14 protein-coding genes and 1 pseudogene are annotated in these 12,527 nt (G+C 70.2%); 10 read left to right on the top strand and 5 right to left on the bottom strand.

Features of this window, described 5'->3' with window-relative positions:
• Window positions 1-13: 13 nt before the first annotated feature.
• Window positions 14-811, bottom strand: a complete 798-nt coding sequence (locus AC07N1_RS05025; RefSeq protein ID WP_494670808.1) for a MipA/OmpV family protein — start codon at window positions 809-811, stop codon at window positions 14-16.
• 372 nt (window positions 812-1,183) lie between these two features.
• On the opposite strand from AC07N1_RS05025, the gene ffh reads away from it, so the two are divergent.
• The 3 genes from ffh (at window position 1,184) to rimM (ending at window position 3,885) form a co-directional block, all read left to right on the top strand.
• The gene (gene ffh, locus AC07N1_RS05020) at window positions 1,184-2,707 is read left to right on the top strand and encodes a signal recognition particle protein (protein ID WP_494670807.1); all 1,524 of its coding nucleotides are present in this window, start codon (window positions 1,184-1,186) and stop codon (window positions 2,705-2,707) included.
• Between the two features lie 24 nt (window positions 2,708-2,731).
• Window positions 2,732-3,247, top strand: coding sequence for a 30S ribosomal protein S16 (gene rpsP, locus AC07N1_RS05015; RefSeq protein WP_494670806.1), 516 nt, complete (start codon window positions 2,732-2,734; stop codon window positions 3,245-3,247).
• Window positions 3,248-3,333: 86 nt separating this feature from the next.
• Window positions 3,334-3,885, top strand: a complete 552-nt coding sequence (rimM, locus tag AC07N1_RS05010) for a ribosome maturation factor RimM (RefSeq protein ID WP_494670805.1) — start codon at window positions 3,334-3,336, stop codon at window positions 3,883-3,885.
• A gap of 220 nt (window positions 3,886-4,105) precedes the next feature.
• Here rimM and AC07N1_RS05005 read toward each other — a convergent pair whose 3' ends face one another.
• Genes AC07N1_RS05005 through AC07N1_RS04995 form a run of 3 tightly spaced genes read right to left on the bottom strand, consistent with a single transcriptional unit; the run spans window position 4,106 to window position 6,603 of the window.
• Window positions 4,106-5,206: a dipeptidase gene (locus tag AC07N1_RS05005; protein ID WP_494670804.1), complete on the bottom strand. Its 1,101-nt coding sequence runs from the start codon at window positions 5,204-5,206 to the stop codon at window positions 4,106-4,108.
• Between the two features lie 50 nt (window positions 5,207-5,256).
• A complete protein-coding gene (locus AC07N1_RS05000) occupies window positions 5,257-5,763 on the bottom strand; it encodes a MarR family winged helix-turn-helix transcriptional regulator (RefSeq protein WP_494670803.1) in 507 nt (168 codons plus the stop codon).
• 51 nt (window positions 5,764-5,814) lie between these two features.
• Window positions 5,815-6,603: an alpha/beta hydrolase gene (locus AC07N1_RS04995; protein WP_494670802.1), complete on the bottom strand. Its 789-nt coding sequence runs from the start codon at window positions 6,601-6,603 to the stop codon at window positions 5,815-5,817.
• 127 nt (window positions 6,604-6,730) lie between these two features.
• On the opposite strand from AC07N1_RS04995, the gene thpR reads away from it, so the two are divergent.
• The 6 genes and pseudogenes from thpR (at window position 6,731) to AC07N1_RS04965 (ending at window position 11,087) form a co-directional block, all read left to right on the top strand.
• The gene (thpR, locus tag AC07N1_RS04990) at window positions 6,731-7,297 is read left to right on the top strand and encodes an RNA 2',3'-cyclic phosphodiesterase (protein ID WP_494670801.1); all 567 of its coding nucleotides are present in this window, start codon (window positions 6,731-6,733) and stop codon (window positions 7,295-7,297) included.
• Window positions 7,294-7,405 (top strand): annotated as a pseudogene (locus tag AC07N1_RS04985) (hypothetical protein); the annotation flags it as partial. The gene thpR and the pseudogene AC07N1_RS04985, both read left to right, overlap by 4 nt.
• A 99-nt stretch (window positions 7,406-7,504) precedes the next feature.
• The gene (locus tag AC07N1_RS04980; protein ID WP_494670800.1) at window positions 7,505-7,969 is read left to right on the top strand and encodes a DUF4126 domain-containing protein; all 465 of its coding nucleotides are present in this window, start codon (window positions 7,505-7,507) and stop codon (window positions 7,967-7,969) included.
• Window positions 7,969-9,351 (top strand): FAD-containing oxidoreductase, encoded by a 1,383-nt coding sequence (locus tag AC07N1_RS04975; RefSeq protein ID WP_494670799.1) that lies wholly within the window; start codon window positions 7,969-7,971, stop codon window positions 9,349-9,351. Before AC07N1_RS04980 ends, AC07N1_RS04975 begins: the two co-directional genes overlap by 1 nt.
• Before the next feature lie 95 nt (window positions 9,352-9,446).
• Window positions 9,447-10,025, top strand: a complete 579-nt coding sequence (locus tag AC07N1_RS04970) for a TetR family transcriptional regulator (RefSeq protein ID WP_494670798.1) — start codon at window positions 9,447-9,449, stop codon at window positions 10,023-10,025.
• A 27-nt stretch (window positions 10,026-10,052) separates the two neighbouring features.
• Window positions 10,053-11,087 (top strand): NAD-dependent epimerase/dehydratase family protein, encoded by a 1,035-nt coding sequence (locus AC07N1_RS04965; protein WP_494670797.1) that lies wholly within the window; start codon window positions 10,053-10,055, stop codon window positions 11,085-11,087.
• Here AC07N1_RS04965 and AC07N1_RS04960 read toward each other — a convergent pair.
• Entirely contained in the window at window positions 11,021-11,470 is a 450-nt protein-coding gene (locus tag AC07N1_RS04960; RefSeq protein WP_494670796.1) for a MerR family transcriptional regulator, read from the bottom strand. The two genes, AC07N1_RS04965 and AC07N1_RS04960, sit on opposite strands and share 67 nt — an antisense overlap.
• 72 nt (window positions 11,471-11,542) lie before the next feature.
• Between AC07N1_RS04960 and AC07N1_RS04955 the strand changes: the two genes are divergently transcribed.
• The gene (locus tag AC07N1_RS04955) at window positions 11,543-12,526 is read left to right on the top strand and encodes an aldo/keto reductase (RefSeq protein WP_494670795.1); all 984 of its coding nucleotides are present in this window, start codon (window positions 11,543-11,545) and stop codon (window positions 12,524-12,526) included.
• Window position 12,527: the final 1 nt, after the last annotated feature.

Here is a 12,527-nt window from a genome sequence, read left to right as displayed (position 1 = left end):
CGCGTTGCGCCGCCTACCGCCCGATGAACCGCCGCACGACGATCAGGCCGCCGCGGTATTCGTCCTGCTGGCCGTAGCGCTCGGTCAGCGGGCTGTCGGCGGCCTCGCCCAGGATGCGTTCGTAGTTGGCGAAGGTGCCGATCGCGTACTTGTCGCCGATCGGGGTCATCATCAGGAAGGCGACGCCCACCTGGTTCAGGCCGGCCTTGGGATCATACGTCGTCAGGCTGGGCACGGCGGCCACGTCCTTGGCCGACACGCCGTAGAAGGTGCGGTTGGTGTTCTTGTCGCCGCCGCGGGCGTAGAGCATCGACTGCAGCAGGCCCACGGGCGTGATGTCCTGGCGCGAGACCGAGCCCCAGAAATCCCAGCCGTCGGAGACGCCGGTGACGTCGCGGCCGATACGGCCGCCGACCACCCAGTCCTTCCAGGTGCGCTTATAGGCGTAGAGCGCCAGGTCCGCGCCGGTGTCGGGGCTCTCGATGCCGCTCGAGGTGTCGTCCGGACCGCCCCAGCGCGGGCGCAGCTGCACGCCGGCGCGCAGGTCGTCCTGCTTGACGACGTTGTAGCCCAGGCCGTCGAGGCCGTTGGCGTAGACCTTGTCCTTCCAGGTGGCGCTGCCCCAGAGGGTGAAGTTGGTCTTGTGCGGGTCCTTGCCGCCGGGGCTGAAGCCATAGACGGGACCGCCGCCGACATCGACCTCCCAGGTCGAGGGGGCTTCGATGTCCTTGTAGGGCAGGGCTTGAGCCAGGGCGCTGGCGGGCAGGGCGAGGGCGACCGCCATCACGGCGGTCAGGCGCTTGGTCGACATGGAGTCCTTGCGATCAAACCAGAAGAAACGGGACCCCAATCCCTGACCGCATCCCGTCGAACGCGTTCAATGAAGCCCATAATCCTCCGCAGGCGGAAAGGCAAAGGCTCGGCCTTCCTTGTCGGAGCGGTTCCGGCCGCACCGTGTCTTCCCGGCCGCAGCCCCGCAAGCGACTCGAAATCCTTGCATTTTCCACAGCCGCCCGGCATAAGCGCCCACTTCCGGCGCTTCATCAGCAGCGCCTCCACCGTCACGACCCCGCCCCGGTAGCCCGGGATCCCATGCGGACGAGGACGGCGAGGACCCCCGTCGACGTTATCGTCCACGGGGGCTGATCGCGTTTGGTCTTTGGTTTGGGTTTGAAGGTTCGAGATGTTCGACGGCCTTACAGAGCGACTTTCAGGGGTCTTCGACCGCCTCGGCGGTCGCGGCGTGCTGTCCGAAAAGGACATCGACGAAGCCCTGCGCGAAGTCCGCGTCGCCCTGCTGGAAGCCGACGTCGCCCTGCCGGTGGTCAAGGACTTCATCGCCAAGGCCAAGGAAAGCGCCGGCGGCGAAGCCGTCATCCGGTCGGTCAAGCCGGCCGACCAGGTGGTCAAGATCGTCTATGACGGCCTGGTCGACATGCTGGGCGGGGAAGTCCCCACCGGCCTGAACCTGGCGCTGAACCCGCCGACCATCATCCTGATGGCCGGCCTGCAGGGCTCGGGCAAGACCACCACCACCGGCAAGCTGGCGCTGCGTCTCTCCAAGACCGAGCGCAAGAAGGTGCTGGTCGCCTCGCTCGACACCCGCCGCCCGGCGGCCATGGAGCAGCTGGCGACCCTGGCCCAGCAGGTCGGCGTCGAAAGCCTGCCGATCGTCGCCGGCCAGAGCGCCACGGACATCGCCAAGCGCGCCATGACGGCCGCCCGCCTCAGCGGCTACGACGTCCTGATCCTCGACACCGCCGGCCGCACCACGCTGGACGAGGCGATGATGAGCGAAGCGGCGGAAATCGCCCGCATCGCCAATCCGTCCGAGACCCTGCTGGTCGCCGACAGCCTGACCGGCCAGGACGCCGTGCGCACGGCCAAGGCCTTCCACGAGCGCCTGCCGCTGACCGGCCTGATCCTGACCCGCGCCGACGGCGACGGCCGCGGCGGCGCTGCGCTGTCGATGCGCCACGTCACCGGCCTGCCGATCAAGTTCCTCGGCGCCGGCGAGAAGATCGACCAGCTCGACGTCTTCGACGCCCGCCGTGTCGCCGGCCGGATCCTGGGCCAGGGCGACGTCGTCGCGCTGGTCGAGAAGGCCGCCGCCGACCTCGACGCGGCCGAAGCCGAGCGCATGGCCAAGAAGCTGGCCAAGGGCCAGTTCGACCTCAACGACCTGTCGGCCCAGCTCTCGCAGATGCAGAAGATGGGCGGCATGGAAGGCATCATGGGCCTCCTGCCGGGCGTCCAGAAGGTCAAGAAGCAGATCGCCGACAGCGGCATCGACGACAGCATCTTCCGCCGCCAGCAGGCGATCATCAGCTCGATGACCAAGCTGGAGCGCAAGAAGCCCGACGTGCTGGCCGCCTCGCGCAAGCGCCGCATCGCGGCCGGCGCCGGCGTCGACGTGGCCGAGGTCAATCGCCTGCTCAAGCAGCACCGCCAGATGGCCGACATGTTCAAGTCGATGAGCAAGGACGGCGGCAAGGGCCTGGCCCGCATGGCCGGCATGCTCGGCGGCGGCGACATGGCTCGTTTGAAATCCCTCGGCGGCGGCAAGGCGCCCGCGGCCGATCCCAACGCGACGGGAGGCCAAGGCCTTTCGGGGCTGCCCGGTCTGCCGGGCCTCGGGGGCGGGGCCAACCCGCTCTCCGGCCTGGGCGGCCTGCCGCCCGGCTTCAATCCGTTCAAGAAAAAATAGCTTTAGATCCAAGGACTAACGAAAATGCTGAAGATCCGTCTCGCCCGTGGCGGCGCCAAGAAGCGCCCGTACTACTCGATCGTCATCGCCGACAGCCACTCGCCCCGCGATGGCCGTTTCATCGAGAAGGTCGGCACCTACAACCCGCTCCTCAAGAAGGACGACCCGGCTCGCGTGACCCTGAAGGTCGAGTCGATCCAGGAGTGGCTCAAGAAGGGCGCCCAGCCGACCGACCGCGTCGCGCGCTTCCTGGCCGCCCAAGGCCTGTCGACCTGGACCGCCGGCAGCAACCCGAAGAAGGGCGAGCCGGGCAAGAAGGCCAAGGAACGCACCGCCGAGCGCGCCCAGCGCGAAGAAGAGCGCGTCGCCGCCGAAGCCCAGGCCAAGGAAGACGCCAAGGCCGCGGCCGCCGCCGCCGCTGAAGCCGCCGCCGCCGCGGCCGCCGAAGCCGCCGCTGCTCCGGCTCCGGCCGAAGAGGCTCCGGCTGCTGAAGAAGCCCCGGCCGCCGAGGCCCCGGCTGAAGAAGCCTCGGAAGGCTAAGGGATACGGCGCCGCTCTCCTGGTGGGGGCGGCGCCATTCTCTTTTCTACCCCAAAGACCGGCCTCGTCCGGAAAGTTTCCCGTCGATGCCCACTTCTCACTCCGATGACCCGTTGATCCTGGTCGGCCGCGTGGCCGGCGGCTTCGGCGTGCGCGGCGAGGTGCGGATCTCGACCTATACCGAGGAGCCGATGGCCCTGAAGGGCTTCAAGCGGCTCCTGCGCCAGGACGGTTCGACCGCTCTGAGCCTGTCCCAGGCCCGTGCGGTCAAGGACGGCCTGATCTGCCGCTGCGCTGAAATCACCACCAAGGAAGCCGCCGACGCCCTTCGCGGCCTCAAGCTGTTCGTCCCCCGCTCGGCCCTGCCCGAGCCCGAGGAAGACGAGTTCTACCTCACCGACCTGATCGGCCTGGCCGTGCGCCACATCGTCACCGGCGAGGATCTGGGCAAGATCAAGAGCGTGCAGGACTTCGGGGCCGGCGACCTGCTCGAGATCACGCCTCCGCTCGGCGGCCAGACCTGGTACCTGCCCTTCACCCGCGCCGCCGCGCCGGAAGTGAAGCTGGCCGAACGCGTCGTGCTGGCCGATCCGCCGAACCTGGTGGGCGAGCCCGAAGGCCCGTCGGAAGACGAGTAGACCGCGCGATCGCGGCCTGGCGCTTCAAAAGCTCAAATTCATCGTCATCCCGGCCGCACGCCCGCGAAGGCGGGCGGGAGAGCCGGGACCCAGGGGCCGCCGCATTGGTGTTGGCCACCGCCTGGGCGTTTGATCGACCCTCTGAGCCCGGTCCCCTGGGTCCCGGGTCTGCGGTCCGCTGCGCGGCCCTCCGCCCGGGATGACGAATTGAGGGGTGGGCTCACCCCGTCCAGGTCTCGTTGAAGACCCGCTGGAAATTGCCGCCCAGCACCTTTTCCGCGACCCGCGCCTTGTAGCCCCGCTTCAGCAGGGCGTCGGCGACGATCGCGCAGCGGTCGGGCCGGTTCAGTTCGGTGACGAACGGCGGAGGCCCTTCGCCCGGGGCGGCGACGCCGGCGGCCTTGCGCTCCTCCAGGCTCCTGTTCCACTCCGCCATGCTCTCGGGCGAGGTGTCGAAGGGCCACAGCAGCGCGTCGCTGCCGATGCCGACATGATCCTCGCCGCAGACCTTCAGGGCGTGGGTCAGGTGGGCCAGATAGATCTCCAGCGACGGCTGGGCCGGCGCGGTCGTCAGGTAGCTCAGCTCGTAGATCCCGATCACCCCGCCGCGGTCGGCCAGTTCGCGCAGCAGGTCGTCGGACTTGTTGCGCGGATGGGCGTGCACGGCGCTGCAGCCGGCGTGGGTGATCAGCACCGGCCGGTCGGAGACTTCGATGGCGGCCAGGCTCGACTTCTCGTCGCTGTGGCTGACGTCGACGGTCACGCCCTTGGCGTTCATCCGCGCTACCGCCTGGCGGCCCAGGGCGGTGAGGCCCGTGGACTCCTTCGACATCGTGCCCGAGGCGAACGGCGTGGTGCGGTTGTAGCTGAGGCCCATGATCAGCACCCCGGCGTCGCGGAACTGGTCGATGGCGGCCAGGTCGCCCTCCAGCATCTCGGCCGCCTCGAACGAATAGATCACGCCCAGCCGGCCCGAGGCCTTGGCGCGGGCGAAGTCGGCCGGCCCCGTGACCTTCATGTAGAGGTCGGGGTTGAGACTGATGGCCTTGTCGAAGCCGGCGATGCCTTCGGCGACCTCGGCGCGGGTCTCGCCGCCCGAGCCGCCGATCGTCATCTTCGCCGCCGTCAGGCCCGAGGCCCGGATCTGGTCGCGGGTCTCCTTGTCCAGCGGCTTGGTGTCGTCGATGGGCAGGAGCAGGTTGCCGTTGATCACGACGGCGTTGCGATAGAAGTCCGCTCCAGAGGGCGCGGCGAGCGCCGATCGGCTCAGGCAGGCCATGGCGGGCAGGGCGCCCAGCAGGGCGCGTCGGGTAGGGGTCATGACCAGCGATCTCCGTTCGGCGGCCATTTATGTAGGTGCCTACATATCTGTCAATCGTCGGTCTCGCGGGCCGCCATCTGGGCCATGATCCGGTCGAACATCGACCGGTTCTCCAGGGCGTCGTCGAGGCGGTCGAGCAGGCGGGTGACCTCGCCGGCCTCGGTGTCCAGTTCGTGGGCGGCGGCGTTGAAGGCGTTCCACAGCGGGGTCAGCCGCGCCGCCAGGGTCCGGCCCTCGTCGGTCAGGCCCAGCAGGCGCCGGCGTCCGTCCTCGGCGGCGGTGATCGAGGCGATGATCCCGGCCTTTTCCATCGACCGGCTGGTCTCGCTGACCGAGGCGTGGGTGATGTGCAGGATGGCGGCGATCTCGCCCACGGCCATCGGCCGGCCATGCTCGATCAGCTGGCGCAGCACGCCGTACCAGCGCTGCTCGAAGCGCACGCCGTGGGCGGCGTAGACCCGGGCGCCGTCCCGGTCGATGCGCTCGGACGCCCGCCGGAGCCGCGCGCCCAGAGCCTCTCCGCCGAAGCCGCGGCTGTAGTCAGGATCGTCGGACATCACCAACCCTTATCCAAGCGCGCCATCATCGGCCAGCGACGGCCTCCCGCGCTAGCCCCTCGCCTTGCGGGCCATCCAATCGGCGGCCAGGCTGGGCCAGGCGCCTTGCGGGCCGTCGAGCTCCCGCAGGGCGAAGCCGTGCGGCGCGGTTCCGAACACGTGGGCGTCGAGATCGAGCTTCAGGTCGCGGGCCGTCCTGATGAAGTTCAGCGCGTGCTCGACCGGCACGGCCTCGTCCAGCAGGGCGTAGGCCAGGAACACCGGGCAGGCCGGCACGCCGTGCGGCTGCGCGGCGATCCCGATCGGCCAGGCGTCGTAGAAGGCTTGCTTCTCTACCGGCGGATAGTCGGGCTTGCCGGCCGGGGCCTTGTAGTCCCTGTGGTTGGCGTTGATCGGGGCGTAGGCGATCAGCACGCCAGCCGCGTCGACGCCCGGCTGGCAGGCGATGGTTCCGGCCAGGTGGCCGCCCGACGACAGGCCCATGACGAACAGCGGCAGGCCGCGCGGGATCTGTTCGATCGCCGCCAGGGCGTCGGTCAGGGCGATGTCGGCCGGATGCACGCCGTCGTCGGCGGGGGCGCCGGGCAGGCGGTGGGCCAGCACATAGGCGTCATAGCCCAGGCCGTTGAGCCACAGGGCCACCTCGACGCCCTCGCGGTCGAGCATCAGCCGCAGATAGCCGCCGCCGGCGCAGACCAGCACCCGGCCCCTGGGCGCATCGACCCGGAAGGCGTGCAGTTCGGCGCGCGAGACGGTGTCGATCACCCGGTCGGGCCACTGACCTTCGACGAGGTTGGGCGATCCGGCGCTGAGCGCGATGATCTGCGGCGACGGCGACATGGAAACGTCCTCGACTCTCACGGCCGGGGAGGAAGCCGCCGCCCGCCCTTATCGGTTTGTGTTCCCCGGCGGAAGTCCGGGCGCAGCCGCATGGACGCCCTGCCCGCCGGGCGTCTAAGCTGGCGGCATGATCCGTCTGTTCACCGCGATCGCCGTCCCGCCCGAGATCGGCGCGCACCTGCAAGACCGCCAGTCCGGTATCGAGGGCGCCCATTGGCGGCCGCTGGAGGCCTTCCACATCACCCTGCGCTTCATCGGCGACGTGGCCGAGCCCGACGCGGCCGATCTCGACGAGGCGCTGGCGGAGATCCAGGCGCCGGCCTTCGACCTGGAGCTGAAGGGCGCCGGCCATTTCGGCGAGGGACCCGACATGCACGCCGTCTGGGCGGGGGTCGAGGAGCAGCCGCTGCTGCGCCGCCTGCAGAAGGCCAACGAAAGCGCCGTCCGCCATGTCGGCCTCAAGCACGAGACCCGCACCTACCTGCCGCACGTCACCCTGGCCTATCTGAATCGCGCGACCGTTCCCGAGGTGGCCGCCTGGATCCAGCGCAACAACCTGCTGCACTCGCCGTCGTTCCACGTTGACCGCTTCGGCCTCTATTCCAGCTGGCGCACCAAGGAAGGCTCGGCCTATCGGCTGGAGCGGGAGTATCCGTTGGCTGAGAGCAACCGGGTCGGTGAGGGGATCGGATAGGGCGTGCGTCCTTCGAGGCTCGGCTGCGCCTCGCACCTCAGGATGAGGATCGTGTTGCATTGAATTCCTCATCCTGAGGCGCCCGCGCAGCGGGCCTCGAAGGACGCACGACCCTTTCGCCAAAGCCGAAACGTCCAAGCCTGCACGCTGCGCTTGCGGTTTGCTCCCAGGGCGCGCCTGATCGCGGCGACGCTCGGGAGTTCTCGCATGACCCTCTACGTCCTCGCCCTGCTGATCGGCGTGATCGCCGGCCTGCGGGCCATGACCGCCCCCGCCGCCGTCGCCTGGGGCGCGCATCTCGGCTGGATCCCGCTGGCCGGAACGCCGCTGGCCTGGCTGGGCGGCAATATCGCCACCTGGATCTTCACCGCCCTGGCGGCGGTCGAGCTGATCACCGACCAGCTGCCCTTCACCCCCAGCCGCAAGGTTCCGCCGCAGTTCGGGGCGCGGATCGTCAGCGGCGGCTTCTCCGGCGCGGCCATCGGCTTCGCCGGCGGCTCGTGGATCGTCGGCGCCGTGCTGGGCGTGGTTGGGGCCGTGATCGGCACCCTGGGCGGAGCCGAGGCGCGCGGACGCCTGGCCAAGGCCTTCAAGCGCGACACGCCGGCGGCCCTGATCGAGGACGTCGTAGCCCTGGGCGGCGCGTATCTGATCGTCTCGGCGGTGTCGTGATGGCCGCGCAGGTGTTCGACGCGATCATCGTCGGCGCGGGCCAGGCCGGGCCGTCCCTGGCCGGCCGCCTGACCGCCGTCGGCTGGAAGGTGGCCCTGGTCGAGCGCAAGCTGTTCGGCGGCACCTGCGTCAACACCGGCTGCATGCCGACCAAGACCCTGGTCGCCAGCGCCTACGCCGCACATCTGGCCCGCCGCGCCGCCGACTACGGCGTCGTGCTGCAAGGCGAGGTCGCGGTCGACATGAAGGCGGTCAAGGCCCGCCAGCAGACCGTCGTCCACAACGCCCGCGGCGGCGTGGAAAAGTGGCTGAAGGGCATGGACGGCCTCACCGTCTTCGAAGGCCATGCCCGCCTGACCTCGCCCACCACCGTTCAGGTCGGCGAGGCGGTGCTGGAAGCCCCCAAGATCTTCCTCAATGTCGGCGGCCGCGCCAACGTGCCCGACATGCCGGGGGTGAACGACGTCTCCTACTTGACCAACACCGGCATGATGCAGCTCGACGTGCTGCCCGAACACCTGGTGATCGTCGGCGGCAGCTATATCGGGCTGGAGTTCGCCCAGATGTACCGGCGCTTCGGCGCGGCGGTGACGGTGGTCGAGATGGGGCCGCGCCTGATCGGCCGCGAGGACCCCGAGGTCTCCGACACGGTGCGCGAGATTCTCGAGGCCGAGGGCGTCGCCTTCCGCCTCAATTCCGAGTGCATCAGCTTCTCGCCCTCCGAAGGCGGGGTCAGCGTCCACGTCTCCTGCCGCGAGGGCGAGCCGGCCGTGAAGGGCTCGCACGTGCTGCTGGCCGTCGGCCGCAAGCCCAACACCGACGACCTGGGCCTGGACGCGGCCGGGGTGACGCTCGACAAGCGCGGCTACATCCAGGTGGACAACGCCCTGCGCACCAACGTTCCGTCGATCTGGGCGATGGGCGACTGCAACGGCCGGGGCGCCTTCACCCACACCGCCTACAACGACTTCGAGATCATCGCCGCCAACCTGCTGGACGACGATGCGAGGAAGGTCACCGACCGCCTGACCGCCTACGCCCTCTACACCGACCCGCCGCTGGGCCGGGTGGGGATGACCGAGGCCGAGGTCCGTAGCAGCGGCCGCCCCGCCCTGGTCGGGACCCGTCCCATGACCCGCGTCGGCCGCGCCATCGAGAAGGGCGAGACCCAGGGCTTCATGAAGGTGCTGGTCGACGCCGAGAGCAAGCAGATCCTCGGCGCCTCGATCCTCGGCGTCTCCGGCGACGAGGCCATCCACGGCATTCTCGACATCATGTACGCCAAGGCCCCCTACACGGTGCTCCAGCGCACCGTGCCGATCCATCCGACGGTGTCGGAGCTGATCCCGACGGTGCTGGGCGAGCTGAAGCCGCTGGCCTGAGGAAGCGACATAACGCCCTGAATCCACGTCCCGGCCTTTACGGATCGCCCGCTCTTCATTTATAACCATCCGGTCGGTTATGAATTGGAGCCAAGATGGGACGCAAGCGCGTCATCGACCAGCAGGTCATCCTCGACGCCGCCGAGCGCGTCGTCGCGCGGGATGGGGCGGCGAACCTGACGCTGGACGCCGTGGCCAAGGAGGCCGGGGTCGGCAAGGCGACGGTGATCTACGACTTCAAGACCAAGCAGGCGCTGATCGAGGCGGTGGTCGATCGCTCGTTCGCGGCCGACAACGCCCGCCACGCCGCGCTGGAGGCCGAACTGGCGGGCCAGGACAGCCCCGTCATCCGCGGACGGATCCGCGGCGGCGCCCACGCCCCGCCCGAGGACTTCCGCGCCGTCGCCCTCAATCTGAGCGCCGCCCTGGTGCTGGACGCCGACCTGCGGCGGAAGATGCAGGCCAACCAAGCCGGCGTCGTCGCCCGGGTGCTCGACACCTCGGCCGCGCCGCGCGGGGCGCTGCTGGCCTATCTCGCCCTCGAGGGCCTGAAGTTTCTCGAGTTCCTCGACTTCCACCACTTCCCGCCGGCCGAGCGCGACAGGATCGTTCGCGAGATCGAATGGCTGTCCTCGGCGACGCCGCCGGACCGCTCGCCGCCGACGGGCGACTGACCCCTCCCCCAAACCGGACTTCAGAACATGACCCATCCTTCCTCCGCCGCCCTCGGGGCGGCGACGAGCGCGCACGCCTGCCCGCGACGCCTCTTCGTGACCGGCGCGGCCGGCTATGTCGGCCGCAACCTCGTGCGCCGCTTCCTGAACGACGGCGTCGAGGTCGTCGCCCTGGCGCGCAGCCCCGAGGCCGCCGACCGCCTGCGGGCCCTGGGTGCGATCGCGGTGGTCGGCGACATCCTCGATCCGGGGATCGGCCAGGCCATGGCCGGCTGCGACGCCCTGGTCCACGCGGCCGCCGACACCGACCATGGCCACGGCGGCGCGGCGCAGATGCGCACCAACGCCGAGGGAACCCGAACTGTCCTGCGCGCCGCGCGGGCCGCCGGCGTGCGCCGCGTCGTGCACCTGAGCACGGAGTCGGTGCTCAGCGACGGGCGGCCGCTGCGCCAGGTCGACGAGACCCGACCCTATCCGGCCCGGCCCGCCGGCTCCTATTCGCGCAGCAAGATCGCCGCCGAGAAGATCGCCCTCTCCATGAACGACGAGACCTTCACGGTCGTCGTCGTGCGCCCGCGCTTCGTCTGGGGGCGCGACGACACGACGGCCCTGCCGACGCTGGTGGAGGCGGCCCGTTCCGGCCAGTTGGCCTGGATCGACGGCGGCGGCTATCGGACCTCGACCACCCATATCGACAACCTCTGCCACGGCGTCGACCTGGCGCTGCGGGCCGGACGCGGCGGCGAGGTCTATTTCCTGTCGGACGGCGAGCCGATGGCGTTCAGGACCTTCGTCTCGGCGCTGCTGGAGACGCAAGGCATGGCGGCGCCGGACAAGGTCGTTCCGCGCGGCGTGGTGCGCGCCGTCGCGGCCGTGGGCGACCTGATCGGCCTGGTCACGCGGGGCGCAAAGCCCGCGCCGCTGACCCTGCAAGGCTTCGCCGCCTCGGCCGTGGAGGTGACGCTCGACATCGGCAAGGCCCGCCGCGAGCTCGGCTATGCGCCGGTCGTCTCCCTGGCCGAAGGGCTCTCGGAACTGGCGGCCTCGGCGCGGCAGAGATAGTCCTCCAGGCGCGGGACGTCGCCGGGGCGTCCCGCCGCCAGCCAGTCGAGCTTTCCCTGCAGAAAGTCGAGACCGGCGTCGAGTTCGGCCCGACGTTGCAGCAGGCGCTCGATCTGCAGGCGCAGGACCTGCGCCGTGCGCTCGTCCCCGCCGCCGCCCGCCCGGTATTCCTCGTTCAGCGCCGCGATCTCCCGCAGCGAATAGCCGAGCGACTGCTGCAGGCGGATCATGCGGGCGGCGGTGACGTCGTCTCGGGTGAAGACCTGGTACGGATTGCCGCCGCCCTTGCCGCCCCGTTCGGGCCGCAGCAGCCCCTTGCCGACATAGAAGCGGACGGTGTCGACGGGCAGGCCGGCGACGCGGGCGAACTCCGAGATCAGCATGCCGGCAGCTCCTTGACCATGGACCATGGTCCATACTTATAGGGCTGTTCGTCATCCATCCGGAGCCTTTCCATGACGAACCTTTCGCGCGCCCTTCCCCAGGTCGAACTCGGGCGCGGCGGCCCCTCCGTTGGCGCCCAGGGCCTGGGCTGCATGGGCATGAGCGAGTTCTACGGCGCCACCGACGAGGCCGAGGCCCGCGCCACGCTGGACCGCGCCCTGGACCTGGGCGTCACCCTGTTCGACACCGCCGACATGTACGGGCTGGGCGCCAACGAGGCCTTCCTGGCGGATTTCCTGCGCCGGAACCGGGGCGCGGCCCTGATCGCCACCAAGTTCGGCTATGTCCGCACGCCCCAGACGCCCGACGACTGGAGCCTCAGCAACCGCCCCGAACACATCCGCGCGGCCGTCGAGCGCTCGCTCCAACGCCTCGGGGTCGAGGTCATCGACCTCTATTATATGCACCGCCGCGACAAGGCCGTGCCCCTGGCCGAGTCCGTCGGCGCGATGGCCGACCTGGTAAGCGCCGGCAAGGTGCGCCGGCTGGGCCTGTGCGAGGTGGAACCCGACGAGCTGCGCGAGGCCCATGCGATTCATCCGATCGCCGCCCTGCAATCGGAATGGTCGCTGTTCAGCCGCGACATCGAGGATGAGATCGCCCCGCTGGCCGCCGAACTGGGCGTGACCCTCGTGCCCTTCGCGCCGCTGGGCCGTGGCCTGCTGACTAGCCGCGACTTCGCCCGCGCGCTGCCCAAGGACGATGCGCGCCTGAACTTCCCGCGCTTTGCACTGGAGAACCTGGAGGGCAACGACCGGCTGGTCGCCGAGGTCGAGGCGATCGCCGCGGCGCACGGGATCACGGCGGCCCAGACGGCCCTGGCCTGGCTCTACGCCCGGGCCCGGGCGCTGGGCGTGGCCATGGTTCCGATCCCCGGCACGCGCCGGCGGACGCGCCTGGAGGAGAACGTCGCGGCGACGACGCTGGCGCTGTCGGAGGCCGACATGGACAGGCTGGAGACACTGGCCGCGAAGGTCAGGGGCGTGCGGGTCTGAC

The sequence above is a fragment of the Caulobacter sp. GW821-FHT09B11 genome (assembly GCF_059418205.1).
This window is presented reverse-complemented; position numbering and strand designations above follow the sequence as displayed.

Excerpts from the sequence above, each read along its gene's own strand:
- AC07N1_RS04995 (WP_494670802.1), bottom strand. The coding sequence starts at position 6,603 with ATGTCGCCGTCGCCGCAGATCATCGCGCTCAGCGCCGGATCGCCCAAC.
- AC07N1_RS04960 (WP_494670796.1), bottom strand. The coding sequence starts at position 11,470 with ATGCTGATCTCGGAGTTCGCCCGCGTCGCCGGCCTGCCCGTCGACACC.
- AC07N1_RS05000 (WP_494670803.1), bottom strand. The coding sequence starts at position 5,763 with ATGTCCGACGATCCTGACTACAGCCGCGGCTTCGGCGGAGAGGCTCTG.
- AC07N1_RS04970 (WP_494670798.1), top strand. The coding sequence starts at position 9,447 with ATGGGACGCAAGCGCGTCATCGACCAGCAGGTCATCCTCGACGCCGCC.
- AC07N1_RS05005 (WP_494670804.1), bottom strand. The coding sequence starts at position 5,206 with ATGACCCCTACCCGACGCGCCCTGCTGGGCGCCCTGCCCGCCATGGCC.
- AC07N1_RS04975 (WP_494670799.1), top strand. The coding sequence starts at position 7,969 with ATGGCCGCGCAGGTGTTCGACGCGATCATCGTCGGCGCGGGCCAGGCC.
- thpR (WP_494670801.1), top strand. The coding sequence starts at position 6,731 with ATGATCCGTCTGTTCACCGCGATCGCCGTCCCGCCCGAGATCGGCGCG.
- rimM (WP_494670805.1), top strand. The coding sequence starts at position 3,334 with ATGCCCACTTCTCACTCCGATGACCCGTTGATCCTGGTCGGCCGCGTG.
- ffh (WP_494670807.1), top strand. The coding sequence starts at position 1,184 with ATGTTCGACGGCCTTACAGAGCGACTTTCAGGGGTCTTCGACCGCCTC.
- rpsP (WP_494670806.1), top strand. The coding sequence starts at position 2,732 with ATGCTGAAGATCCGTCTCGCCCGTGGCGGCGCCAAGAAGCGCCCGTAC.
- AC07N1_RS04980 (WP_494670800.1), top strand. The coding sequence starts at position 7,505 with ATGACCCTCTACGTCCTCGCCCTGCTGATCGGCGTGATCGCCGGCCTG.
- AC07N1_RS04965 (WP_494670797.1), top strand. The coding sequence starts at position 10,053 with ATGACCCATCCTTCCTCCGCCGCCCTCGGGGCGGCGACGAGCGCGCAC.
- AC07N1_RS04955 (WP_494670795.1), top strand. The coding sequence starts at position 11,543 with ATGACGAACCTTTCGCGCGCCCTTCCCCAGGTCGAACTCGGGCGCGGC.
- AC07N1_RS05025 (WP_494670808.1), bottom strand. The coding sequence starts at position 811 with ATGTCGACCAAGCGCCTGACCGCCGTGATGGCGGTCGCCCTCGCCCTG.